Source organism: Rhodoferax sp. RT5P35 (assembly GCF_056521385.1).
The window spans coordinates 204,081-229,515 of record NZ_JBWMAX010000005.1 but is presented as its reverse complement, the minus strand read 5'-3'; the positions used below and the strand labels follow the sequence as shown (position 1 = coordinate 229,515).

Annotated in this window: 22 protein-coding genes and 1 pseudogene; 5 read left to right on the top strand and 18 right to left on the bottom strand. The window is 61.4% G+C overall.

Features of this window, described 5'->3' with window-relative positions:
• Positions 1-48: 48 nt before the first annotated feature.
• The 5 genes from AC097L_RS09685 to AC097L_RS09665 form a co-directional block, all read right to left on the bottom strand.
• On the bottom strand, positions 49-774 hold the full coding sequence (locus AC097L_RS09685) for an ABC transporter ATP-binding protein (protein WP_479586119.1): 726 nt from the start codon (positions 772-774) through the stop codon (positions 49-51).
• Between the two features lie 25 nt (positions 775-799).
• Positions 800-1,585: an ABC transporter ATP-binding protein gene (locus AC097L_RS09680; RefSeq protein ID WP_348008154.1), complete on the bottom strand. Its 786-nt coding sequence runs from the start codon at positions 1,583-1,585 to the stop codon at positions 800-802.
• Between the two features lie 9 nt (positions 1,586-1,594).
• Positions 1,595-2,668, bottom strand: coding sequence for a branched-chain amino acid ABC transporter permease (locus tag AC097L_RS09675; RefSeq protein WP_479586118.1), 1,074 nt, complete (start codon positions 2,666-2,668; stop codon positions 1,595-1,597).
• A 13-nt stretch (positions 2,669-2,681) separates the two neighbouring features.
• On the bottom strand, positions 2,682-3,611 hold the full coding sequence (locus AC097L_RS09670) for a branched-chain amino acid ABC transporter permease (protein ID WP_479586117.1): 930 nt from the start codon (positions 3,609-3,611) through the stop codon (positions 2,682-2,684).
• Between the two features lie 425 nt (positions 3,612-4,036).
• Positions 4,037-5,338, bottom strand: a complete 1,302-nt coding sequence (locus tag AC097L_RS09665) for a replication-associated recombination protein A (protein ID WP_479586116.1) — start codon at positions 5,336-5,338, stop codon at positions 4,037-4,039.
• Positions 5,339-5,427: 89 nt separating this feature from the next.
• Here AC097L_RS09665 and AC097L_RS09660 point away from each other — a divergent pair, with 89 nt between their 5' ends.
• Entirely contained in the window at positions 5,428-6,636 is a 1,209-nt protein-coding gene (locus AC097L_RS09660; RefSeq protein ID WP_479586115.1) for an HD-GYP domain-containing protein, read from the top strand.
• Positions 6,637-6,644: 8 nt separating this feature from the next.
• Here the strand turns inward: AC097L_RS09660 and AC097L_RS09655 are convergent, their stop codons facing one another.
• From AC097L_RS09655 to AC097L_RS09640, 4 genes are all read right to left on the bottom strand, one after another.
• Positions 6,645-7,847, bottom strand: coding sequence for a Fic family protein (locus tag AC097L_RS09655; RefSeq protein WP_479586114.1), 1,203 nt, complete (start codon positions 7,845-7,847; stop codon positions 6,645-6,647).
• A gap of 67 nt (positions 7,848-7,914) precedes the next feature.
• Positions 7,915-8,559: an outer membrane lipoprotein periplasmic chaperone LolA gene (lolA, locus tag AC097L_RS09650; RefSeq protein ID WP_479586113.1), complete on the bottom strand. Its 645-nt coding sequence runs from the start codon at positions 8,557-8,559 to the stop codon at positions 7,915-7,917.
• A 4-nt stretch (positions 8,560-8,563) separates the two neighbouring features.
• Positions 8,564-10,903, bottom strand: coding sequence for a DNA translocase FtsK (locus tag AC097L_RS09645; protein ID WP_479586112.1), 2,340 nt, complete (start codon positions 10,901-10,903; stop codon positions 8,564-8,566).
• A gap of 66 nt (positions 10,904-10,969) precedes the next feature.
• Complete coding sequence (locus AC097L_RS09640) at positions 10,970-11,644, bottom strand: Crp/Fnr family transcriptional regulator (protein ID WP_479586111.1); 675 nt, start codon at positions 11,642-11,644, stop codon at positions 10,970-10,972.
• 235 nt (positions 11,645-11,879) lie between these two features.
• Between AC097L_RS09640 and trxB the strand changes: the two genes are divergently transcribed.
• On the top strand, positions 11,880-12,836 hold the full coding sequence (gene trxB, locus AC097L_RS09635) for a thioredoxin-disulfide reductase (protein ID WP_479586110.1): 957 nt from the start codon (positions 11,880-11,882) through the stop codon (positions 12,834-12,836).
• A gap of 79 nt (positions 12,837-12,915) precedes the next feature.
• Here trxB and AC097L_RS09630 read toward each other — a convergent pair whose 3' ends face one another.
• The 7 genes from AC097L_RS09630 to AC097L_RS09600 all read right to left on the bottom strand — a co-directional run bounded on the left by AC097L_RS09630 (position 12,916) and on the right by AC097L_RS09600 (position 20,690).
• Positions 12,916-13,461: a YceB family lipoprotein gene (locus tag AC097L_RS09630; RefSeq protein ID WP_479586109.1), complete on the bottom strand. Its 546-nt coding sequence runs from the start codon at positions 13,459-13,461 to the stop codon at positions 12,916-12,918.
• Entirely contained in the window at positions 13,461-14,429 is a 969-nt protein-coding gene (locus tag AC097L_RS09625; protein WP_479586108.1) for a sigma-70 family RNA polymerase sigma factor, read from the bottom strand. The genes AC097L_RS09630 and AC097L_RS09625 overlap by 1 nt, the downstream gene beginning before the upstream one ends.
• Before the next feature lie 5 nt (positions 14,430-14,434).
• Positions 14,435-15,322 (bottom strand): peptidoglycan DD-metalloendopeptidase family protein, encoded by an 888-nt coding sequence (locus tag AC097L_RS09620; protein ID WP_479586107.1) that lies wholly within the window; start codon positions 15,320-15,322, stop codon positions 14,435-14,437.
• 136 nt (positions 15,323-15,458) lie between these two features.
• Positions 15,459-16,109 (bottom strand): protein-L-isoaspartate(D-aspartate) O-methyltransferase, encoded by a 651-nt coding sequence (locus tag AC097L_RS09615; RefSeq protein ID WP_479586106.1) that lies wholly within the window; start codon positions 16,107-16,109, stop codon positions 15,459-15,461.
• 156 nt (positions 16,110-16,265) lie between these two features.
• The gene (gene surE, locus AC097L_RS09610) at positions 16,266-17,027 is read right to left on the bottom strand and encodes a 5'/3'-nucleotidase SurE (RefSeq protein ID WP_479586105.1); all 762 of its coding nucleotides are present in this window, start codon (positions 17,025-17,027) and stop codon (positions 16,266-16,268) included.
• Between the two features lie 38 nt (positions 17,028-17,065).
• The gene (locus AC097L_RS09605; protein ID WP_479586104.1) at positions 17,066-19,585 is read right to left on the bottom strand and encodes a sensor domain-containing protein; all 2,520 of its coding nucleotides are present in this window, start codon (positions 19,583-19,585) and stop codon (positions 17,066-17,068) included.
• 229 nt (positions 19,586-19,814) lie between these two features.
• Entirely contained in the window at positions 19,815-20,690 is an 876-nt protein-coding gene (locus AC097L_RS09600; RefSeq protein ID WP_479586103.1) for a MurR/RpiR family transcriptional regulator, read from the bottom strand.
• A gap of 179 nt (positions 20,691-20,869) precedes the next feature.
• On the opposite strand from AC097L_RS09600, the gene AC097L_RS09595 reads away from it, so the two are divergent.
• Both AC097L_RS09595 and AC097L_RS09590 read left to right on the top strand, forming a co-directional pair.
• A complete protein-coding gene (locus AC097L_RS09595) occupies positions 20,870-22,144 on the top strand; it encodes an NAD(P)/FAD-dependent oxidoreductase (RefSeq protein WP_479586102.1) in 1,275 nt (424 codons plus the stop codon).
• A complete protein-coding gene (locus AC097L_RS09590; protein ID WP_479586101.1) occupies positions 22,134-23,111 on the top strand; it encodes a xylose isomerase in 978 nt (325 codons plus the stop codon). The genes AC097L_RS09595 and AC097L_RS09590 overlap by 11 nt, the downstream gene beginning before the upstream one ends.
• 42 nt (positions 23,112-23,153) lie before the next feature.
• Here the strand turns inward: AC097L_RS09590 and AC097L_RS09585 are convergent.
• Positions 23,154-23,282: pseudogene (locus AC097L_RS09585) on the bottom strand (Rieske (2Fe-2S) protein); the annotation flags it as partial.
• 105 nt (positions 23,283-23,387) lie between these two features.
• Positions 23,388-24,155 carry an SDR family NAD(P)-dependent oxidoreductase gene (locus tag AC097L_RS09580; RefSeq protein ID WP_479586100.1) on the bottom strand — a complete coding sequence of 256 codons (768 nt, stop codon included), beginning with the start codon at positions 24,153-24,155 and terminating at the stop codon, positions 23,388-23,390.
• A 108-nt stretch (positions 24,156-24,263) separates the two neighbouring features.
• Between AC097L_RS09580 and AC097L_RS09575 the strand changes: the two genes are divergently transcribed.
• A complete protein-coding gene (locus AC097L_RS09575) occupies positions 24,264-25,181 on the top strand; it encodes a LysR family transcriptional regulator (RefSeq protein ID WP_479586099.1) in 918 nt (305 codons plus the stop codon).
• The last annotated feature ends 254 nt before the right edge of the window (positions 25,182-25,435 follow it).

Sequence of the window (25,435 nt, the reverse complement as noted above, 5' to 3'; positions counted from 1 at the left end):
ATAAATCTAACACCTTCTCCCGCGCCGCAGGAGAAGGTGTCTTATGGCTTACTCGCCGAGGTACGCGGCGCGCACTTTCGGATCCTTCAGCATCTGCTTGGCATCGCCGCTCATGGTGACGATGCCGGACTCCATCACGTAGCCGCGGTCGGCAATACCGAGTGCGCGGCTGGCGTTTTGCTCGACCAGCAGCACGGTCACGCCCTGGGCGTACACGTCTTTCACCACTTCAAAGATCTTGTCCACCATGATGGGCGACAGGCCCATGGAGGGCTCGTCGAGCAGCAGCACCTTGGGGCGGCTCATCAGCGCACGGCCCATGGCCAGCATTTGCTGCTCACCACCCGACATGGTGCCGGCCAGTTGGTCCTTGCGTTCGCGCAGGCGCGGGAAGATGGTGAACATCTTTTCGATGTCTTCCAAAATGCCCGCCTTGTCGTCGCGGATGTACGCGCCCATTTGCAGGTTTTCGGTGATGGTCATGCGGGTGAACACGCCACGGCCTTCGGGCACCATGGCCAGGCCAGCCTTGACCAAGTCCCACGCGCCCTGGCCCTTGATGCTTTTGCCCAGGTAGTGGATGTCGCCACCCACGAATGGCAGCGTGCCGGTGATGGCCTTCATGGTGGTGGTTTTGCCCGCACCGTTGGAGCCGATCAGGCTGACCAGTTCGCCTTCGCGGACTTCAAAGTCCACGCCCTTGACGGCCTGGATGCCACCGTAAGAGACCTTCAGGCCGCTTACTTTGAGCAGCACTTCGCCGGGTTGTTTCATAGGGGTAGTCGCAGTATTGGCCATCTCAATGTCCTCCCGTGCCGAGATAAGCCTCGATCACTTTTTCATTTTTCTGCACTTCGGCAGGGGTGCCTTCGGCAATTTGCTTGCCGTAGTCGAGGACGGTAAGGCGGTCGCACAGGCCCATCATCAGCTTCACGTCGTGCTCGATGAGCAAAATGGTGCGGTTGTCGTTGCGGATCTTGTTGATCAGCTCGCGCAGCATGACTTTTTCGGTCATGTTCATGCCCGCAGCGGGCTCGTCCAGCGCAATGAGTTGCGGATCGGTGGCCAGGGCGCGGGCGATTTCCAGGCGGCGCTGGTCACCGTAGCTCAGGGTGCGGGCCTTGTAGTCGGCCAGTTGGCCGATACCGACGTAGTCCAGCAACTCCTGGGCGCGCTTGGCAATCGCCAGCTCTTCGGTTTTAAAGCCCTTGGTACGGAAGATCGCGCCCAGCAGCCCGGTATGGGTGCGGATGTGGCGGCCGACCATGACGTTCTCCAGCGCGGTCATTTCGGCGAACAAGCGGATGTTCTGGAAGGTGCGCGCAATGCCGGCCTTGGCCACTTCGTGGACCGCAGTGGGCGAGTACGGCTTGCCTGCCAGTTGGAAGGTGCCGCTGTCGGGGGTGTACAGGCCGGTGATCACGTTGAAGAACGTGGTTTTACCGGCACCGTTGGGGCCGATCAGGCCATAGACCTGGCCACGCTGGATGGTGATGCCCACGTCGCTCAAGGCTTGCAGGCCGCCGAAACGCTTGGAAATACCCGCAACCTGCAGGATCACTTCGGATTTTTTGCTGTCTGTCATGGGTGTTCCTTACTTGGCCTTGAGCGATTTTCCGTGGTCGGGCGAGGGCCACAGACCCCGCGGACGCGACAGCATGATGGCGATCATGGCCAGGGCAATCAGCAACTGGCGCAGGATGGCCGAGTCCAGCCGTCCGCCGGTCATGGCCTGCAATGGGCCTGCCAGGTAGCGCAGCACTTCGGGCAGGGCCGACAGCAGCACCGCACCCAGAATCACGCCTGGCAAGTGACCGATACCGCCCAGCACCACCATGGCAACAATCATCACCGACTCCATCAGGCTGAAGGATTCGGGCGACACAAAGCCCTGGAACGCGGCGAACAGCGTGCCAGACACACCGCCAAACGTGGCACCGGTGCCGAAGGCCAGCAGCTTCATATTGCGGGTGTTGATGCCCATGGCCTTGGCGGCGATCTCGTCTTCGCGGATGGCCATCCAGGCGCGGCCCACGCGCGACAGTTCCATGCGGTGGCAGATCACCACGCTGATCACCACCAGCACCAGAAACAGGTAGTAGTACAGGCTGACCGAGGGAATCTCGTAGCTGCCGATGTGCAGGGACTTGCCTAGGTCGATGCCGAAGAACTTCAGCGAGTCGATCTGGTTCAGGCCTTTGGGGCCGTTGGTAATGTTGATGGGGTGGTCCAGGTTGTTCAAAAACACCCGGATGATTTCTCCAAAACCCAGGGTCACGATGGCCAGATAGTCACCGCGCAGCTTCAGCGTGGGCGCGCCCAGCAGCATGCCGAAGAAGCCCGCAATGGCCGCCCCGACCGGCAGAATCATCCACAGCGGCATGTGCAGGCCCTCTGGGAACATGGCGGCAATGGCCGGGAACGCGTCGGTCAACTGGGGCGAAGCCAGCAGGCCATAGGTATAAGCACCCACCGCAAAGAAGGCCACGTAGCCCAGATCGAGCAGGCCGGCAAAGCCGACCACCACGTTCAGGCCCAGGGCCAGCATCACGTAGATCAGCGCCATGTCGGCAATCCGCACCCAGGCGTTGCCAAAGTTTTGCAGAATCAGCGGCAGGACCAGTGCAGCGATGGCACCGACGATCAAAGTTGTTTTGTTCAGTTTCATAGTGGTGCTCCCATCAAGCCCGGTCGGCCACACGTTCACCCAGCAGGCCCGAAGGACGCAGCGTGAGCACAACGATCAGCACGATGAAGGCGAAGATGTCGGAGTAGTTGCTACCCAACACGCCACCGGTCAGCGCGCCGATGTAGCCCGCGCCGATGGATTCGATCAGCCCCAGCAAAATGCCGCCGACCACCGCACCGGCCAGGTTGCCAATTCCGCCAAACACCGCCGCCGTAAAGGCTTTCAGGCCGGGCAGGAAGCCCATGGTGTGCTGTACCGTGCCGTAGTTGGATGCGTACATCACACCGGCAATGGCGGCCAGCACCGCGCCGATGACGAAGGTCGCCGAAATCACCATGTCGGGCTTGACGCCCATCAGGGCAGCAACGCGGGGGTTTTCTGCCGTGGCGCGCATGGCGCGACCCAGCTTGGTGTAGTTGACCAGCCACATCAGCACGGCCAGGGACACGGCGGTCAGGCCTAGGATCAGGATCTGCGTGGGGGTAATCACCGCACCGCCGATGTTGTACGGCGTGGCGGGCAACAGCGTGGGATAGGGTTTGTAGTTGGGCTTCCAGATGATCATGGCCAGGGTTTGCAGCAGGATGGACATGCCGATGGCGGTGATCAAGGGGGCCAGTTTGGGGCTGTTGCGCAGCGGCCGGTAAGCGACTTTTTCAATCACGAAGTTGAGTGTGGCCGAGACGATGCAAGCAATCACCAGCGAAATCAGCAACATCAGCCAGCCGGGAATGCCGGGCATGGAGTCTTGCATGAGTCCGATGATGGTCCAACTGGTCAGCGCGCCGACCATCAGCACCTCGCCGTGCGCAAAGTTGATCAAGTTAATGATGCCGTACACCATCGTGTAGCCCAGGGCTACCAAGGCATACATGCTGCCCAGCACCAGACCGTTGATGATCTGCTGTAGCAAGATATCCATAAATAATTCTCCGTGTGTGTTGTGCATCCACAGGCTGCTGGTGCCAACCATCCAGGATGGCTGGCGGCCTTGTGGGCCCCGCAACTTAACAAAAAACCCGGCAAGTTTGATGGACTTGTGCAGCACCCACAGAGCTGGCCTAAAGCCTGGCTCCCGGTTGCCGCGCAAGTCGTGTCCAACTTGGTGCGGGTTCTGTGGCGAATTGTATCCAGCACGAAACGGGCCAAAACAATGGGTTTAGGGCGTGTTTACCCTTGAAGGTGCATGGATTAGCGGGTTTGCAAAACTATTAGCCAATCTGATTATGCAAATACATCAACGCGCCCAACTTATCGGACATACCGGCTTGCCAAGTGCAGCGATTCAGGCATTGTTCTGCGCCGCATCCGGTAGCAGCGGGCTGTGTGCAACCCGTACCAGGCTGGTCAGGGCGTTTTGCCTTCGGCATCGTTCAGCCGCTTGAGCGTGCGCAGCTTTTCCGCAATGCGGATCTCCAGGCCCCGCTCCACCGGCCGGTAGAAGCTGGCGGCGGCCATGCCGTCGGGCAGGTACTGTTCGCCCGCGGCAAAACCGCCCTCCTCGTCATGGGCGTAGCGGTAGTCCTTACCATAGTCCAGCTCTTTCATCAGCTTGGTGGGGGCATTGCGCAAATGCATGGGCACCGGGCGGGTGCCGTCTTTTTTGATGAAGGCTTTGACCTCGTTGAAGGCCTTGTAGACGGCGTTGGATTTGGCCGCCACGGCCAGGTAGACCACGCATTCGGCCAGCGCCAGCTCGCCCTCGGGGGAGCCCAGGCGTTCGTACACATCGGCCGCGTCCAACGCCAGGCGCAAGGCCCGGGGGTCGGCCAGGCCGATATCTTCGCTGGCCATGCGGACCAGGCGGCGGGCCATGTAGCGCGGGTCGGCCCCGCCGTCGAGCATGCGCACAAACCAGTACAGCGCCGCGTCCGGGTCGGAGCCGCGCACCGATTTGTGCAGCGCGCTGATGGTGTCGTAGAACTGCTCGCCGCCTTTGTCGTAGCGGCGCATGCGTTCGCCCAGCACCTTGAGCAGCCAGGCGTCGCTGATCTCGGCCTGCTTCTCCTGCGTGGCGGCCACGGCCAGGGTTTCCAGCGTATTCAGCAGCCGCCGGGCATCGCCATCGGCGTAGGCCACCAAACGATCAACCGCTATTTTTTCAATAGCTGGAACCGCATGTATCGCCTGTGCGTGGAGCACTATTTGCTCTAAATCTACGGGGGTGAGCGGCTGCAGCACATACACCGCCGCACGCGACAGCAGCGCTGAATTGACTTCGAACGACGGGTTCTCGGTAGTGGCACCCACAAAGGTGAACAGCCCGCTTTCCACATGCGGCAAAAACGCGTCTTGCTGGCTTTTGTTGAAGCGGTGCACCTCGTCCACAAACACAATCGTGCGGCGGCCCTGGGCCTGGGAAATCAGCGCCTGCTCGACCGCGTCGCGGATGTCCTTCACGCCACCCAGCACGGCGCTGATGGTGATGAAGCGCGCGTCAAACGCATCGGCCATCAGCCGGGCGATGGTGGTCTTGCCAGTGCCCGGCGGGCCCCACAGGATGCAGCTGTGCGGCTGGCCCGACTCAAACGCGATGCGCAACGCCATGCCCTCGCCCAGCAGATGCTGCTGGCCAATCACTTCGCCCAGGTTTTTGGGGCGCAAGCGCTCAGCCAAAGGGGCATCGGTAGACAAGGCGGTACGGGTCATGGAGGGTTTGCCAAAGTGAAACCTGATTCTCCCACGCGCCCCTGGCAGCACCCAACAATAGCCTGGCGATCCCTTATCCTCTGCGCACCATGATTTATGTTCCCGTTCCCGTTTCCCGTATCGAGATCCTGCGCCCCCTGCCCATCAATGTGTGGGATGCCAAAGGCAACCTGCTGCTGCGCAAAGGGCAGTCGATTTTGTCGGAGCACCACCGCGAACACCTGGAAGCCCACGGCGCCTGCGCTACCCAACCCGACTACAAGGCCTGGGTCAGCAGCTACGACCGGCTGATCTACGCCCTGCTGCGCGATGGGGCCAGCATCCAGGAAATTGCCAAGGCCACCATGCCGCAAGACATCCTGGAGCTGGACTACACGGTGGGCGAAGACATCACCGGCGGCTGGACCGATGTGCAAGCCGTCTGGGGCACCGTACTGCAAACTGGTGCTGCCGCCAAAAACCCGCTGGGTCGACTAGACGGCGTGCAAAAACGCGCCATGGAACTGCTGGAAAAAGACCCGGACGACAGCCTGTTCAGCCTGTTCCAGGCGCTGGCCGACAAAACCCTGGGCTACTGCGCCACCCATGCGCTGCTGTGCGCCGTGGTGTGCGAGCTGACGGCCCGCAAGCTGGAACTGGATGCTTTTGTGCGTCCCATCCTGATGCAAGCCGCTCTGACCATGAACACCAGTATGGCCAAGCTGCAAGACACGCTGGCCACCCAACCTACCCCGCCCGATGCCGGACAAAAACAGCTAATCCACGACCACCCAGCGCTAAGCGAGGCTATTTTGCGCGGCTTCGGCGTGGTCAACGAGGACCTGCTGGACATCGTGCGCCTGCACCATGACCGGATGGATGCCAAGGGCCTGGAGCGCAACCGGGAATGCCGCCGCATCCTGCACCTGGCCGATGTGCTGATCGGCAAAATGGCCCAACGCTCCACCCGGCCCGGGCTGTCGGCGCTGGGCGCGGCCAAGTCCAACATCGTGGGCGTGCCGGACGAAGATGCCCGGGTCGGCAAGGCCATGACCAACGCCATCGGCTTTTACCCGCCCGGTACTTACGTGATGCTGGCCAACGGTGAAAAAGCCGTCAGCGTCAAAAAAGGCGCTGCAGTCAACACCCCGCTGGTGGTCAGCATTGCCAATGCGCAAGGCCTGCCCCTGGGTATTTACGTGCTGCGCGACACCCGCGAAAAGCCGTTCGCCATCCAGTCCCCGGTGGCCGCTGATAACGTCAAGATCAGCCACGAGCGGGTGCAGAAGGCTGTGATGAAGGTGATTCCGGCGACTTAAACGGGTTTTTAGGCCTCTGCCTCGGGCCACAGGTTCGGAAAATAAAACCGCAGCGCATGCAGCGGCACGCCAAAGCGCAATTTGCCATACGGCGTATCGCTTTTCAACAGCCCGCGCTTGAGCAAGGCACTCACCTGCGCCGTGGCCAGCCGGTCGCCCAGGCCGAGCATGGCCTTGAAATCGGCCCGCTCCAGTGCGCCCTGGGTAGCAAACAGGTAGTGCAGGCCGCGCAGTGATTCGGTGCGCACCCCCTGCTTCACCACGTTCTGCTCAAACGCCAAGCAGGCGGCAATGCGGTCCTGCATGCGCGCCAGGTCCAGCAGGCTGGTCATGAAGGCCACCTGGTCGGCGCACACCTCTAGCACATAGGCAATCCAGGCGACCAGGGCTTTTTCAGACAGGTTGCTGCGCCCGTCCAGGTCGCCCGCACGGGGCTCGTCGGCAGCAGCCAAGTGGGCGTAGTAGCGGTCTTGGCTGCGGGCAAAACCGCGCAACACCGACCACAGGCCGTTGCTCAAACCCAGGCGCACCAGCACGCTATCGGTGTGCAGCCGGGCCACGCGGCCATTGCCGTCGCGAAACGGGTGCACCCAGGCCAGACGCTGGTGCGATGCAGCCACGCCCAGCAACTGCAATTCGCCACGGCGCACATCGGCATAAAAGCCCGCCCAGCACTGCAGCATCGGGGCAATCGCCTCAAACGCCGGGGCCGCGTGGACACCCACGCTGACATTGCGGTCGCGCAGCAGGCCGGGCACCAGCACATCGCCTTCGGGTAGGGTGCGGTCGGCGGCGGGGAGTTGGGCAAATAGATGCCTGTGGATGCCGGTAACCGCGTCCAAGCTCCACACCGCACGGTCTGCGGGGGCCGACTCCAGCCAGCTCTCGGTCTGCATATGGGCCACGGCCAAGCGCTGGCGGCGGGCCTTGTCGGCATCGGCGGAATAGTCTTGGCGCAAAGCCTGCTCGATCTCCATCGGCAAAGTGTGCTGGCCTTCAATCTTATTGGAGTAGTACGAGTTCATGGCCCGTAGCAGGTCGCGCAGATCCGTCAGCGCCACCGGCTGGCACAGGGCCGAGAGCTGGTGCGCCGCGCGTTGCAGGTCGTGGGCCTGCTCTAGCAAGCCCGCCCGCTGGGCCTCGCCGGGTAGCAACGGCTCCATTTGGTGGGGCGCATTAAACAGCTTGAATTTTTGCGAGATAGGTGGCATGCCTAACTCTATGTTTTATAAAGTCTTATGGAAACTATAAAACTTGAATTTGCGAGATTATGTGCAGCTATTGCTTGACAATATCCGCGCCCGCGGGCGGCTTGAACTGGAACGAGTCTGACGCGAGTGCCGGGTTCACCTCCACCTTGGCAAAGGTCATGACCGAGCGCTGTCCAAAGCTGTCCAGAATTTCCAGCGCGGCCAGTTCGGTGGTTTTGCCATCGGCCTTGAAGCCGACGCGCACGGTTTGTAGCTGGCCGTCTTTGGCCTTGGGCGTGGCCGACACCCATTGCAGGCCGTCTTTGTCGGGCGCGGCCAGTAGCGTGAAATCGGCCTGCAGAGCCCGCAGATCGGGCGCTGCCGCAATCAGCGCGGCGGGCGTGGAGCCCAGCACCGCAGACTGTTTACGCGAAGTGACCTGGTTCAGGTCCACGTCATACAGCCACAGGGTCTGGCCGTCGGCCACGATGCTTTGCTCGAAGGGCTTTTTGTATAGAAACCTAAATTTGCTGGGCCGCTGAAATTCGAAGCTGCCGGTGGAGGTTTTGACGCGCGCCGCCTGCCCTTCCTTGGGTGGCGAGGTGACCACCTGGGTGAAATCGGCCCGACCAGACTTTACCGTCTTGACAAAATTTTCTAAGCTTTCCAGGCCGTCTGCGCAGGCAACACCTGCACTAGTAGCTATCAATAACGCAGCAAATAGTTTTTTCATAATGTTATTCCGCGCGGGCCGGGACGAGAATTTCGCGTTGACCGGCACCGCTCATGGCGCTGACCAAACCGGCTTTTTCCATGTCTTCCACCAGGCGGGCGGCGCGGTTATAGCCGATCTTCAGGTGCCGCTGCACCAGAGAGATACTGGCTTTGCGGTTCTTCAGCACCACTTCCACGGCCATGTCGTACATCGGATCTTTTTCACCACCGCTGCCACCCCCCATCACACCATCAACACCCTCCCCGTCTTCGCCATCGACCGTGCCGCCTTCCAGCACGCCTTCGATGTAGTCAGGCTCACCCTGGCTCTTCAAGTAACTTACAACGCGGTGGACCTCTTCGTCGCTGACAAAGGCACCGTGCACCCGCGTCGGCATGCCGCTGCCAGGCATGTAGAGCATGTCGCCCAGGCCCAGCAGGGCTTCTGCGCCCATCTGGTCCAGGATGGTGCGGCTGTCGATCTTGCTGCTGACCTTGAAGGAGATGCGGGTGGGAATATTGGCCTTGATCAGGCCCGTAATCACATCCACGCTGGGGCGCTGGGTGGCCAGAATCAAGTGGATACCAGCAGCCCGGGCTTTTTGCGCCAGGCGGGCAATCAGCTCTTCGATCTTCTTGCCGACCACCATCATCAGATCGGCCAATTCGTCGATCACCACCACGATGTGCGGCTCGCGCTTTAAAGGCTCGGGGCTGTCGGGCGTGAGGCTGAACGGGTTGTAAATGAACTCTTCGCGCGCTTTGGCTTCGTCGATCTTGGCGTTGTATCCGGCCAGATTACGCACGCCCAGCTTGCTCAGCAGCTTGTAGCGGCGCTCCATCTCGGCCACGCACCAGGTCAGGCCGTGGGCCGCCTGGCGCATGTCGGTAACTACCGGGGCCAGCAGGTGCGGAATGCCTTCGTAGACCGACATTTCCAGCATCTTCGGGTCGATCATCAGCAGGCGCACATCGCGGGCTTCGGCCTTGTACAGCAGGCTCAAAATCATGGCGTTGATACCCACCGACTTGCCGGAGCCGGTGGTACCGGCCACCAGCACGTGCGGCATCTTGGCCAGGTCCACCACCACCGGGTTGCCGATGATGTCCTTGCCCAGGCCCATGGTCAGCAGCGATTTGGCCTCGTGGTAGACCTGCGAGCCCAAAATCTCCGACAAGGTGATGGACTGGCGCTTGGCGTTGGGCAACTCCAGCGCCATGTAGTTTTTGCCGGGGATGGTTTCCACCACCCGGATCGACACCAGGCTCAAACTGCGCGCCAAATCCTTGGCCAAACCGACAATTTGTGAGCCTTTGACGCCGGTGGCAGGCTCAATTTCGTACCGCGTAATGACGGGGCCGGGCGATGCCAGCACCACCCGCACCTCCACACCGAAGTCTTTCAACTTCTTTTCGATCATGCGGCTGGTCATCTCCAGCGTCTCGTGGGCCACGGTTTCCTGGTGCAATTGCGGGCCGTCCAGCAAGTCAACCTGCGGCAGCTTGGAGTCGGGCATTTCGCTAAATAACGGCTTTTGGCGCTCTTTAATGACGCGGGCGCTCTTGGGCGGATCCGCCAGGGTGGGCTCGATCATCACGGGGGTGGGGTGGTGGGCGGCAATTTCTACCCGCTCTTCACGCACCACAGCCTCGCGTTTTTTGGCCGCCACCTTGCCCACGGCCAGATCCTCGGCGACCACCCGCTTTTCGCGCCGCGTTTCCACCAAGGCATAGGCCCAAGCCCCCAGCCGCTCGGCCACATGGCTCCACGAAAAGCGAAACACGGCCGATACGCCAATCACGCCCAGCGCAATCCACACCAGCCCAGACCCGGTAAAGCCCAGCCATTGCACGCCAAACGGCCCCACCAGGTAGCCCAGCACACCGCCCACATGGCCCGGCAGCAGGGGCGCCAGCCGGTACAGGCGAGACCATTCCAGCGCGCTGCTGGCACACAGCAGCAAGACCAGCCCCAGCCAGAAACCCCAGGCAGTGCCCGCCACATGGCCGCTGGGGCGGGGTTTGTCATTGGGGGCGTGGGCGCGCATCCAGTCGGCCAGACCGGCCAACCAGGCCCGCACGCCGGCGGCCAGGCACCACCAGACCGAGAAGCCCAGGCAAAAATAGCTCATGTCGGCGATCCACGCGCCCAGACGACCGCCCCAGTTGTGCACCACCGCGCTCTGGCCCGAGGTGGACCAGGCGGCATCCTGCAAAGAAAACCCCAGCAGGGCCATGCACCAAAACACCAGGGCCAGCAGCCCCAGGATGAGGCCAATTTCGCGCGCGAAGCGGTTAATGCCGGTGCGCATCGGCGACACCACCGGACCAGATGAATTGAGGGTATTGAGAGAGTAAGTCATGGGCAGAAAGAATCTGCGCCTAGCTTACCCCATGCGCCAAGCGGGCTAAAGCGGGAGCGAACCGGATCAGGTCAGCGAACCCAGCACCGATTTGATGTGGGTGGAGCCGTTTTCATTGCCTTCGATGTAACCGCGTTCTTCCAGGTCCTTCATCACCCGGCTGACCATTTCGCGTGAAGCACCGACCATTTTTGCCACATCCTGGCGCGAGATTTTGTCGCGGATGACCATTTGCCCCTCGCCATCCAGCGTGGCGGCTTCGAGCAGCACATGGGCGACCCGGCCGTACACATCCATCAGGGCCAGCGACTCGATCTTTTGGTCGGCCCGGCGCAGGCGCTTGACCAGGCCAGACATGACTGCGCGGGCCATGGGCGTATTGCCCTCCAGGCAGTGGTCGAACTCGGCACGGCCCAGCACCAGGCAGTCGGTAGGCGTCTCGGTTTGGACTGTGGCCGAGTGCGGTTCGTTGTCAATCAGGCTCATTTCGCCTACGTAGTCGCCCACTTGCAAAGTCGCCAGGATGACCTCGCGGCCCCGGCTATCGGTGGTGAGCACACGGGCCCGGCCGCTGAGCACGATGAACAGCGCATTCGACTTGCGGCCTTGCTCGACGATGATTTCGGCGCGCTTGAAGCGCTGCTTGGTGACGGCGTTGGCCACCACATCCGCCTGTTCCGAGCTCATGGACGAGAACAAGGGCACGCGTAACAAAAGCTCTATGTTGGACAACATCGACATGGTGAATTCCTTTCACGTGAGAGCCCTGCAGACCGTGGGTTCTTACAATCTGGGGCAGAATTTCATACAAGATGGTGGACGCATGCACCGGCACAAACGGGCAAAACCTTTTGTGTAGATGCTGTGTAAACCTTAAAAAAGTACCGTGGTCCAGCCAATAGCAGCCTTTTGTTATTTTGTAACAAGAAGCAAACTGTACACGCCCCTTTCTCTTTTTCACTACAGGTTTTTATCCATGTCGAACAATAAACACGCCAAGGTTCTGGTTTTAGGCTCCGGCCCTGCGGGCTACACCGCCGCCATTTACGCCGCCCGCGCCAACCTGAACCCGGTACTGATCACCGGCATCGCGCAAGGCGGCCAGCTAATGACTACCACCGAAGTCGACAACTGGCCGGCCGACGTGATGGGCGTGCAAGGCCCCGAGCTAATGCAGCGCTTCCAGGAGCACGCCGAACGCTTCAAGACCGAAATCATCTTCGACCACATCCACACGGTCGATTTCAGCCAGCGCCCCTTCACCCTCACCGGCGACAGCGGCACTTACACCTGCGACGCGCTGATCCTGGCCACCGGCGCCTCGGCGCAGTACCTGGGCCTGGAATCGGAAACCGCCTTCATGGGCCGGGGCGTGTCGGGCTGCGCTACCTGTGACGGCTTTTTCTACCGCGAGCAAGACGTGTGCGTGGTGGGTGGTGGCAATACCGCGGTGGAAGAAGCGCTGTACTTGTCCAACATCGCCGCCAAGGTAACCCTGGTGCACCGTCGCGACACCTTCAAGGCCGAGGCCATTTTGGTAGACAAGCTGATGGAAAAAGTGGCGGCGGGCAAGATCGAACTCAAGCTGTTCCACACGCTGCAAGAAGTGCTGGGCGATGCCTCTGGCGTGACCGGTATCCGCCTGAAAAGCACCAAGAGCGACGAAACCACCGACATCCACCTCAAAGGCTGCTTCATCGCCATCGGCCACAAACCCAATACTGACATCTTCGCGGGCCAGTTGGACATGAAAGACGGCTACATCATTACCCGCACCGGCCTGCAAGGCTTTGCCACCATGACCAGCGTGCCCGGTGTGTTTGCCGCCGGTGACGTGCAAGACCACATCTACCGCCAGGCCATCACCAGCGCCGGTACGGGATGTATGGCGGCTTTGGATGCCCAACGCTTTCTGGAGCAAGGCGCGCACTAAAACCAAGGTTTAGGTATAAAAAGAGCTGCTAGCGTAGATAGTACCTACGCTCGCAGCTCTTTTTTTGATAGTAAAAGTCTTACGGTGACTTTTTCGGGTTCAGGGTGATGCGCAGGCCTGCGGCTACCACGTCGATGCTGCCGGGTTCATAGCCCCAGCCGTTCACCACGGCCATGTCTTTGGCGCTGATCTGGTGCAGTGGGATGCCGTCCAGCAGGCGCTCTGCCAGCTGCGGGGCCAGGCCTTGCACCACGGCCTGGTATCGCTCGGGCACGCCGCTAAAGCTGAGGGTGTTGACATGCACATCGGCCATGCGCAGGGTCTGGTCGCTGGGCTCGAACTGCACGCCGTAATCCACATCCAGCATGCCGGTAAAGACGGCGCGCGTCAGGCGTTCGGTGACCTGCACCTGAATGGCGGTGCCCAGCCGGTTTTGCGCGGGCAGCAGGCGCAGTTGCGGGGTCTGGGCCTGCAGTTCAAACAATGGGCCGATCTTGCCGGTGTAGGGGAAGCGGGCGGCCAACAGGCTTTGCAGCTTGTCCTGGCTGATGGTGGTGGTGCGCGGGCCGGGCGCGGCACAGCCTGCCAGTGCAGCAACCAGCAGCCAAGATACGGTTCTTTGCATCAAAATAAAGCCTCTTTGTGCATGCCGCTGCGACCTAACTGGATGCGGAGTTTGCGCAGCGCTTCGTTCTGGATCTGGCGCACCCTTTCGCGGGTCAGGCCCAGGCGGTCGCTCAGGGTGTCCAGGGTTTCGGGTTCGCGGTTGTGCAGGCCAAAGCGGCCGTCCAGCACCTCGCGCTCGCGCCGGGTCAGAGTGGCGATCCAGCCTTCCAGCAGGCGTTCGACTTCGTGGCTCTGGGTGGTAGCGGCAGGGTCGGGGGTGTCTTCGTCGGCCAGGGTATCGACCAGGGTCTGGCCGTCTTCGCTGCGGTCCATGGCGGCATCCAGCGAGCGCGGCGACTCTGCCAACGCCAGCAGGTCGGCCACCTCTTGCACATCACGGCCCATCAGGGCGGCGATGTCGTCCACCCGCACGCCTTCGGGACGCTGCACGGCAAAAGCAGCATCGTGCTCCAACGTGCGCCGGGCGCGCAGCACCTGCTGTAGTTCGCGCACCACGTGCACCGGCAGGCGGATGACGCGGCCTTGCTGCATCACCGCGCGCTCCACCGCCTGGCGGATCCACCAGGTGGCGTAGGTCGAGAAGCGGAAACCGCGCTCGGGTTCGAACTTGTCGATGGAGTGCATCAGGCCCAGGTTGCCCTCTTCGATCAGGTCACCCATGGGCACGCCGCGGCCCAGGTAACCCTTGGCGATGCTGACGACCAGGCGCGGGTTGTGCTCGATCATGGCCTGGCGGGCCGCAAAGTCACCGGCGCGGGCGCGGGTGGCCGTGTCGAATTCTTCGGTGGGGGTGAACAGCTCGGTACGCCGCACATCGCGCAGGTACATGCTGAGGGTGTCGTGGCTTTCGGCCCCGGTGACCTGCCACGGTGCCTGGCCTGCGTGTGTCTCGGCAACCGAGCTGCTGCCCTCTTCGCCCAACGCGTCCTCAAGCACAGTTTGGCCGGGCACGTTGGGGGTTTTCATGGCAGTTACCGGTTAGGCAGGTATTTGGCGGGATCGACGGGCTTGCCTTGTCGGCGAATCTCGAAGTGGAGTTTGACACGGTCGGTGTCGCTGCTGCCCATTTCGGCGATTTTTTGGCCCTTGCGCACCGACTGGTCCTCTTTGACCAGCAAGGTCTGGTTATGGGCGTAGGCGGTGAGGTAGGTGTTGTTGTGCTTGAGGATCAGCAGGTTGCCGTAGCCGCGCAGGCCCGCACCGGCATACACCACCCGGCCGTCGGCGGCGGCCAGCACGGCATCGCCGGTTTTGCCGCCCAGGTCCAGGCCCTTGTTTTTAGCTTCGTCAAAGCCAGCCAGCAGGCCGCCGCTGGTGGGCCAGATAAAGGCAATGTCGTCCTCGGCAGCGGCTGCCGCCGGGGCCACGGGGGTGGGGGTTACCGGTTTGGAAGCGGTACTGGCCGGGCTGGAAGCAGCCGAGGCCGCGGGAGCAGGCACGGGCACCGGGGTGACGGTGCTGGAGGCGACCGGGCGGGTCGTCACACCCGTGTCGGTGGCCACAGCATTGGGCGAAATCACCCGCAGCACCTGGCCGACTTCGATCACATTGGGGTTGTCCAGCATATTCCAGCGGGCGATGTCTTTCCAGCTTTGGCCGGAGTCCAGGCCGATGCGGATCAGCGTATCGCCAGGCTTGACGGTGTAGTAGCCGGGCTTGCCTGCATTTTCGGCACCGGGCAAAGGTTTGGCGGGCACGGCCTCCGGGGTGACGGTGGTCGGCTGCGGACGGCTGGTGCCACGGTCCTCCACCGGTGCCTTGTGCACTGCGGGACCAGAGCAAGCGCCCAGCAGCACCAACGACACCAAACCAACGACCCCAACGGCCTTATTCCAACCCGGACTGCGCAACGCGTGCATGTGTATTTTCCTGTAAACATGAACAGGACTTACGCAGCGCCCCCTGTGCGCCCAGAGGGCCGCACAGGGGGCGCTGCGTAAGTCCTAATGAAATAACTTGTCCGGCAGGGGTGTCCAGCACCCCCGTGCGTTCAAGTTATGCAATCCCTGATTTTAGAGGGACAAAATGCACCGCTTCGAGTAACTGCTGTTTCAGGCCCTGGGCGGTTTTGTCCACCACCACCAGCGCCTGCTTGCCGCCACTGGTCACCATGGGGGCGACCAGCCGCCCGCCCACCGCCAACTGGTCTAGCCAAGCCTGCGGAATCGCGTCGCCCCCGGCCGCGGCGATGATGCCCGCGTACGGTGCGCCTTTAGCATAGCCCAGCATGCCGTCGCCAAACAGCAGGTGCACATTGGGCAACCGAAAGTGCCGCAAATTGGCCCGGGCCTTGTCGTGCAGGCCGCGCAGGCGCTCGATGCTGTAGACCTCGCGGGCCAGCACGGCCAGCACGGCCGCCTGGTAGCCGCAGCCGGTGCCGATCTCCAGCACCCGGCCCAGTTGCCCGGCCTTGCCCAGCGCTGAGTCCAGCAGCAGCTCGCCCATACGGGCCACCACATTGGGCTTGGAGATGGTCTGGCCCAGGCCAATCGGCAGGCTGGTGTCTTCGTAGGCCTGGTTGACCAGGGCGGTATCGACAAAGCGGTGCCGCTCCACCTGGCCCATGGCGCGCAGCACCGGTGCCGACACAATGCCCATGGCCGACAGCTTGTGCACCATGCGGACGCGCACGGCATCCGAATCCATGCCATGGCCTGCCGTGGTTTTTATTTCTAATATTTTTAGGGGTCTAGCGCTTATTCCGACTGCACTATTAGCTACATTTTTAATAGCAACCGTCTTGGCCGATGGCGTACCGCTTGAAAAGTCCAGCCGGGCCGGAAACGGGGGCCGCTGTGCCATTCAGTCCGCCGCCAGGCGGGATGCCGTTTGTGCCCAGTAGCCCAGGTTGTCGTGGTCGGTCAGGTCCACCTTCAAAGGGGTCATGGTGACGTGGCCCTGAAGGCTGGCGTGGAAGTCGGTGCCCTCGGCATCGTCTTTGGCGGCCCCGGCGCTACCGATCCAGTACATGGTGTCGCCGCGCGGGCTGTCCATGGTGATGACTTTTTCCGCCGTGTGGCGGCGACCCAGGCGGCAGACCTTCAAGGGCTTGAGCTGGTCCAGCGGCAGGTTGGGAATATTCACATTGAGCAGCCACGGCGGCGCGCCCTCGTGCTGCTGCCGGGCCAGGCGCAGCACCAGATCGCGCGCGGTCTGGGCCGCGGCATCCAGGTGGGCCCAGCCGCCCTGGGTTTGCGAAAACGCAATCGCCGGAATGCCAAACAAATAGCCCTCCATGGCCGCGCCCACGGTGCCCGAGTAAATCGTGTCATCGCCCATGTTGGCACCGTTGTTGATGCCCGAGATCACCAGGTCCGGCCGGTAGCCCAGAAGGCCGGTCAGCGCGATGTGCACGCAGTCAGCCGGGGTGCCGTTTACATACCGAAAACCGTTGGCCGCCCGGTGCACGTACAGCGGCGCGTACAGGGTGAGTGCGTTGGACTTGGCGCTGTTGTTGTGCTCAGGCGCGACCACCTCGACCTCGGCTACGTCTTTCAGCGCGTCATACAGCGCGACGATGCCAGGAGCCTGGAAGCCGTCGTCGTTAGAAATCAAAATTTTCATAAAACAAGCCAGAGTGTTACCGGATTGTAGGGGTCGGGTTACAGGCTTCCCACTCCGGATGCAACGCATGCCAAACCCTGCTGGAGGGCGAAGACCTCGGGCCGCAGCGGGCGGGCGAAGTGGTAACCCTGGGCATAGGTGCACTGCAGATGGCGCAGGCGCTGGGCGATTTCTTCGGTTTCCACGCCCTCGGCCAGCACACTCAGGCCCAGGCTGAGGGCCAGGGAAATGATGCCGCGCACGATGGCGGCGTTGTCCGGATCGTCGATCAAATCGCGCACAAACGACTGGTCAATTTTGATCTTGTCGAACTTGATGCGGCGCAGATAGGCGAAGCTGGAATAACCGGTGCCAAAGTCGTCGATCGACAGCTTTACCCCCAGGGCTTGCAGGCGGCGCAACACGGCAGTCACGGCCTCGCCATCGTGCAGCAGTACGCTTTCGGTCAGTTCCAGCTCCAGCCGGTCGGGGGCGATGCCAGACACCTCCAGCGCCGCCTCCACCTGCTTGAGCACCACGCCGCGCTGGAACTGGCGGGCCGACAGGTTCACCGCCATGATCAACTCGGGCTGCCCCGCGTCGTGCCAGGCGCGCAATTGCAGTGCGGCAGTTTTCAGCACCCAGCCGCCCAGGGCTTCAATCAGCCCGCAGTCTTCGGCAATCGGGATAAATAGGCCGGGGGGAATCGCGCCGCGCTCCGGGTGGTCCCAGCGGCACAGGGCTTCGGCTCCCACCACGCGCCCGCTGGGCAGGTGGATCAGCGGCTGGTATTCCAAGCGCAGGGCGTTATTTTCCAACGCCAGGCGCAGGGCGGACTCCAGCCGCAGGCGCTCCAGCGCCGCCTCGTTCATGGTGGCGTTGGCGAACTGGTAGGTGCCGCGTCCGCCGCGCTTGGCCGCGTACAGGGCCGAGTCGGCGCGCCCAAACAAGGCATCGAACTGGTCGCCATCGGCCGGAAACATGGCGATTCCGGCAGAGATAGACACGTTCACCGGCATATCGGCCAAAGTCATGGGCTGGCCCACGGCATCCATCAACGCCGTCACCATGTGGGCGGCATCGGCCGTGCCTTGCACATTGCGCAGCAAAATCAGGAATTCGTCTCCACTCAAACGCCCCACCACCGAGCGCTCGTCGGCAAACTGGCTCAGCCGCAGGCCCACTTCGCGCAGCATCTGGTCGCCCGCCGCATGGCCCAGTGAATCGTTCAGGGTTTTGAAGTTGTCTACGTCGATGACGATCATGGCCACCTGTTCGTGGGTGGTCTTGGCGTGCTTGAGCACCAAGGTGGAACGCAACGCCACATGGGTGCGGTTGGGCAGGCCGGTAATCACGTCCTGGCTGGACAAGTAAGCGATTTTTTCTTCGGCCGCCTTGCGCGAGCTCAGGTCGGAAAAAGCCGCCACATAGTGCGTCACGTCGCCATGGGCACGCTGGTGCAGGGCCGACAGGCTCAACCATTGGGGATAGACCTCGCCGTTTTTACGGCGGTTCCATATCTCGCCCGTCCAGCGCCCTTCCTCGGCCAAAACCTTCCACATTTGCTGGAAAAAGGCGGCATCGTGCTGCCCGGAGGCCAGCAGTTGCGGGTCACGCCCCATTACTTCGTTGGCCTGGTAGCCGGTAATTTCGGTAAACGCCCCGTTCACCATGATGATGCGGTTGGCCTCGTCGGTGACCATGATGCCGTCGGTGCTTTGCTCCAGCACCCGGCCTGCCAGCTCCAGCTTGGTGGCGGCGATGCGCTGGTCGGTGATGTCCCGGCGCACCATCAGCAGGTGCATCCGTTGGCCGCGCCGCCCGAAGGTCGGCACCCGCACCACATCCAGCCAGCGCACATTGCCCTGGCCATCGTCGGCCACTTCCTGCATGTGCGAAGCCCGGCCCGACTGCCAGGTGGCCTCGTCGGTCAAGGCCGCCTGGCGCAGGCCCTCGTCCTGGGGGTGGCCGCGGTCGGCAATCTCCAGATTGGTGTAGCCGTAGGCTTCTTGTTCGCTCAATCCCAGCACGGCCCGCGCGGCAGGGTTGGTCAGCAGCCAGCGCCCTTCGCCATCTTTGAGGTAGACCATGTCGGGCAAATGCCGGAACACCGAACCCAACAGTTTGTCGCGGTCACGCAGCAGGCGGTCGGACTCCGAACGGGCAGTGACGTCCAGCCCCACACACCACACGGTGTCCGGCTGGGATGCCGTCTGCAAACCGTCGATGCTGGACCAGGCGATACGCCGCTTGTCACCCGATTTGGTGGTCAAGGTCCATTCCATGTCCCGAAAACTAGCGCCCAACTCCAGAAAGTCGGCCAGCTTGCGCGCCAGGTACAAAGGTTCGGGGTACAGCCACTGCAGTGCTTCGGGCTGGTCCACCAACTCTTCGCTGGTGTAGCCCGAGACAGACGCACATTCACGGTTCCAGTAGGTGATGGTGCGGCAGCCACGCAAATCCATGGCGCTTACCAGTACCGGCAAGCCATCCAACACCAACAAAAGCGCACGCAGCCCCACGGGGTCATCGTTTACAGAGCTACGGTCAATACGGAGACTGGGGCGCTTGGTTTGCACACAGGGTTCCTACAGATACGTCGAGGGGTCAGGTGGCAAAAACGTCTTCAAAACTGTGTGCGATGGATACGTTTTAAATACCCATACCCATGCCAACCTGATTTTGAGCATACCCGGGAATGCCGCGCCGCAGACAAGGCGGTACTGGATGTCCCATCCCACAAAAAGGACGCTACCGCCAAAAATAGCGCCCTTGCAGGGAAACCAAGACGCTTTTAAAGCCTGTTAGCTAAGACGCCGTGCGCTGCGGCGTGGTGGTCTGGTACGGCAGCTCCAGCATGTAGGCCAGCGCGATGAAAAGGCTTTGCGCCAGGCCCATGGTGCTGTTGAGCGACCGAAATCCGAAGGTGGAATTGTCTTGCACCACCAGTACCACCTGCGCCAGCTTGGCCAAGGGGCTCATGCGGCTGTCGGTGATGGCGATCAGGCGGGCACCGCGCTCCACGGCCATTTTGGCCACGGCGATGGTCTCGTCGGCGTAGGGCAGAAACGAAATGGCCACCATCACGTCGCCCTTGCGCACCGAGCGCATCTGCCCCAGGTGCATGCTGCCCATACCCGACACCAGGCCGATGCGTTTGTCGGTGTGCTGCAAGGCGTAGTCGAGGTACACCGCTACGGGAAACGAGCGGCGCGAAGCCGCAATCCAGATACTGTCGGCCTCGGCCAGCAGGTCCACGGCCTTCTTAAAGGTGGGGCCGTGCAGGCTGTTTTGCAGCTCTTGCATGCCGGCAATGCTGCCCGACAAAAATTCATTGGCAATCTCCACACTGGACAAGCTGCCCGCGCCCGACTCGATCACGTCGCGGATGCGGGTTTTGTAGTTGCGTGCCGGGGCCAGCTGGCGCGACAGACCTTCGCGAAAAATAGCCTGCATTTCCGAAAAGCCCGAGAACCCGAAATGCTTAGCAAAGCGCACCACGGCCGAAGGCTGCACGCTGCACTGCGATGCCACCTGCTGGATGCCGTCCAGCCCGATGTGGTGGCGGTTGAGTTCCACATGGCGGGCGATCACTTTGAGCTGCTTGCTCAAAGATTCGTATTCGCCAGTAATGCGCTTGATCAGCTGGTCAACGCTGAGTTGCTGGACCTTGTCAACAGCCATGGGCACCCTTGTGTAAAAAAATTTTCATTGACTAATATAAATAGAAATTTCTTGTTATTTTAAGAGCCGCGTTTGTATAATTACTTTCTACCAGGACTTACGCAAGTTCCCCCTGTAAGCCCGAAAGGCGATACAGGGGCGCCGCATAAGTCCTATCCATTCTCAAGAGATAAACAGCCATGCAAACCCCCGATAGTACGTCCAGCCCGGCCATGGTCATCGTCGGCGCGGGCCACTGCGGCGGTCGTGCGGCGCTGGCGCTGCGCACAGCGGGCTGGCAGGCCACCATCCATTTGGTGGGAGACGAACCGCACCACCCCTACGAGCGCCCGCCCCTGTCCAAAGACCTGCTCACCGGCGACAAAACCGCCGAAGCCTGCGCGCTGCTGTCGGATGCCGACCTGGCCACTGCCCACATCACCCGCCATGTCGCGCGGGTGACCGCCATAGACCCAAACGCCCGCAGCATTACCTTGTCCGACGGCCAAACCCTGGCCTACCAGTCGTTGCTGCTGGCCACGGGTGGCAAGGTGCGCACGCTGACCATCCCCGGCGGCGATCTGCCCGAAGTGATGACGCTGCGCAATTTATGCGATGCCGCTGCGCTGGCCCAGCGCCTCACCCCGGGCCAGCGCCTGCTGGTGGTGGGTGGTGGCTTCATCGGACTGGAAGTGGCGGCCTCGGCCCGCAAGCTGGGCTGCGAGGTCACCGTCGTCGAAGGCGCGCCGCGCCTGATGGGCCGCGCCGTGCCCGAGCCGGTGGCCGAGCGCGCCCTGGCCCTGCACCGTGCACGCGGCGTGCGCGTGCTGCTGGGCGTGAGCCCGCAAAGCATTACCCGTACCGCGACCGGCGTGCGCATGGGTCTGCGTATGCAATTGGCCGACGGCAGCAGCATCGAGGCCGACACCATCCTGGCCGGCATTGGCATCGAACCCGATCTGGCGCTGCCGCAGGCGGCCGGGCTGGCGGTGGGCCGCGGCGTGCTGGTCAACGCACACCTGCAATCCAGCGTGCCGGGTATTTTTGCGGCGGGCGATGTGGCCGAGTTCCCCAGCGTGCTGTCTGGCCAGTGGGTACGCCAAGAAACCTGGCACAACGCCGAAACCCAGGCCGCCATTGCCGCGCACAACATGCTGGGCGGTGCGTTGGCTGCCTACACATCCCTGCCCTGGTTCTGGTCCGACCAGTACGACCACCAGTTGCAGGTAATGGGCGAGCCCGCGCAGGCCGCCAGCAGCACCACCCGCACGCTGGACGATGCAGGCGGCATGGTGATTTTTTACCTGGACGCCGATAGCCGCCTGGTCGGTGCCTGCGGCTGGGGCCAAACCAGCTTGGTTGCCAAAGAGCTGAAGCTGGCCCGCACCCTGGTGGAAAGACGCATCAGCGCCAGCGCCGACGTGCTGGCCCACCCCGCCACCAAACTCAAGAGCCTTTTAAGCCATGCAGCCTAAATTACCGATTGGCATCAACCTCGACGGCGTGCTGCACCACGACGGCCTGCCCACACCCGATGCCGCCACCCGCTTTGCCTGGGTGCGCGACAGCGGCGCGTTTGCCTACATCGAGAAAAACTACAACCCGGCCGAAGACTTTGCGCCCTACTTCGACTTGGTGCAGGAATACGGCGTGCCTATCGATGTGTTCGGCGGCATCTTCTGCGCGGGGCGCGATGAAGAGCGCATGCGCTGGTGCGTGGCCACTGGTGGCCAGCTGGGTGCCAAGGTATTCAACATGCAACTCTTCGCCCGGCGGGCCGACGGCGAAGCCATCACCGACCAGCAAGTGGCCGACTTCTTTCTGGATGCCATGCAAGTGGGCGCGCCGGTAGGCTGCCTGCCCAGCCTGGAAGTGCACGTAGACATGTGGAGCGAGCAGTTCGCCCGCGTAGAGCGCGTCGCCGAACTGCTGGCGCGCCACCAGGTCAAGCTGCGCATCACGTTGGACCATTCGCACCTGGTGTTCAAGATGGACCACCCGCAAGAGCTGGCCCTGAGCGGCCTGCCCGCTAACGGTAGCCCCGAAACACTACCCGCCTTCTACCGCCAGTGGCTGAATGAAGACTGGGTGGCCCACGCCCACACCCGCAGCGTCGCCCCCGGCGTGCCCCGTAACAAAGCCATGGACCGCCAACCCGGCCAGCCCGGCCGCGCCATCCAGTACCCCTTCATCGCGCCACCCGCGGGCACGTTCCACAGCGATTGGGATGCGCAAAAACTGGAACCCTGGAAGCAAGCCGTGCGCGAGCTGCTGGCCGCCATGCATGCCAACCCGGCATCCACGCCGCAGCGCATCAGCTGCGAGTTCATTCCGTTTGCCGACTACGGCGGCGGCGGGCGGTATTCGATCTGGGACAACAACCTGGCTTGTGCGGCTTGGTTGCAGGACGAATGGCAAAATTTAAGTAAAAAGAGCTGCTAGCGCAGGTAGTAACTGCGCTAGCAGCTATTTATTTAATAGCATTCAGCGTAACTGCACCAGCACCAGCCCGCCCATTACCTTGGCCGTGTAGGTCTTCAAATTCACACACACCGGCGCCCCCAGCGCCCGCCCATCGCGGATGTCGAAGCGGCCGTTGTGTTTGGGGCACTCGTTGCCGAACCTGCTAAATGGGTGCGCAAAAGTCCACTTCGGGCCCGAAGCGGGCTGCCGTAAAAACCAGCATTGCGATGGTCTTTTCAGTAACGAATGCTGTATTTACAGCAGCATGCCGCCAGACACTTCGATGCGCTGGCCCGTGACCCAGTTGTTACCCTCTGCCAACAGCGCTGCAACCGCACCCCCCACGTCATCGGGAAGACCCACGCGGCCTAAAGCGGTTAAGCCGCTGAGATGGGCGTTTACTTGTGCGTTGTCACGCACCATGCCGTCACCGAAATCCGTTTCTATCGCGCCGGGGGCAATAGTATTTACGGCGATGCCGCGTGAACCCAGCTCCTTGGCCATGTAGCGCGTCATCACTTCAATGCCGCCCTTCATCACGGCATAAGCTGCGTAGCCAGGGAATGTGAAACGGGCCAGACCTGAAGAGGTGTTGATGATCCGGCCACCATCTTTGAGCAACGGCAACAGCTTCTGTGTCAGGAAGAACGTGCCCTTGAGGTGAATGTTGACGAGCAGATCAAACTGCTCTTCAGTTGTCTCAACAAACGAAGCCATGATGCCGATGCCAGCATTGTTCACCAGATAGTCGAACTGCTCACGCTGCCAAGTTTCGGTCAGGACACTCTTCACGCTTTCAGCGAACGCGCCAAAGCTCTTGCTGTCAGCTACATCGAGACGCAGCGCTACGGCACGGCTGCCAAGCGCTTCAATTTGAGCTACAACTTCACGCGCCTGGCCCTCGTTGTCCTTATAGGTAATGATCAAGTGAACGCCTTGTTCCGCAAGCTTGAGCGCTTCGCTACGGCCTAAGCCACGGCTCGCGCCGGTAACAAGTGCGATACGGGGGGATGATTTGTTCATGTTGGTCTCGTTGAGAATGGAAGAAGCTAGAAACTTTAATCGTTCATAATTAATAGATAAACAGTCAAAAAATGATCACATAGTTCATTAAAAAAATACATTTAGCCTATGGATTTAAATGAGCTTCGCATTTTTGCCCGCGTTGCAGAGCGGGCAAGCTTTACCCATGCTGCAGACCAGCTTGGGCTAACCAAAAGCCGCGTTTCCACAGTGGTTCAGCAACTCGAAATGCAGGTGGGGACACGTCTGCTGCAACGCACCACTCGGCATGTACGGTTGACTTCCGACGGAGAACAGTTTCTTGAGCGTTGCAAGGAACTGATTGCAGATGCTGAACAGCTTCAAGGCATGTTTCAGCCTGCGGCAAGCGGATTACGGGGAAGTTTGCGCATCGACATGCCCAACTCTCTGGCCCGAGATGTGATCATCCCGAGGCTGCCTGAATTTCTCTCGGCGCACCCATTGCTAGAGGTAGGCATCAGTACCAGCGACCGCCGCGTAGACGTAGTGCAAGAAGGCTTTGACTGCGTGGTGCGTATTGGGCCATTGCCCGACACGGACTTGATCGCCCGCCCGCTCGGTGTGATGGAGATGTGTAATTTGGCCAGCCCGGCATACCTAGAAACCCACGGCACGCCCAGAACGTTGGCCGACCTTTTACAGCATCGGATCATTCACTACGCTGCTAGGCTCGGAATGCATGGAGCCGGCTGGGAGTATCAAAATGACAGAGAAATCGCTGTCCACCCTATGCACAGTGTGATGGTGGTCAATGGCACGGATGCCTACCAAGCGGCATGCGTGGCGGGTCTGGGTCTTATCCAGGCACCTATTCGTGGTTCACAGCACCTAATGGATAAAGGCTTGCTTGTCGAGGTCATGCCCGATTTCACTGCGCCATCCATGCCGGTGTCTTTGCTTTACCCGTATCGCAGACAAATCGCGCCGAGGGTTATAGCGTTGCTAAATTGGATCGCCCAAGTTGTCGAGGCCTACCTAACACGCACAGACCAACAACCCAACTGAAACGTTGGTCGTACTCTTCTACCAAGCATTGATGCAAATACTCGACTCAAAGCAGACATTGTGAAGGACTGCTTATGGCCGAAAACGGCCGTTCTCCATCTTTGACGGAAAGCGTCCCTTGGCCGTGCCTGACCCACTTTAATGCAAATGGTAAGCCGTCTGATAAAGCCCATTCTGCGCTGTATCTGGGACCTGCATTTGGGCGTTAACGGATGCTGCATTGTCAGAAAAAAATTTTACTCAATGGTCCACTA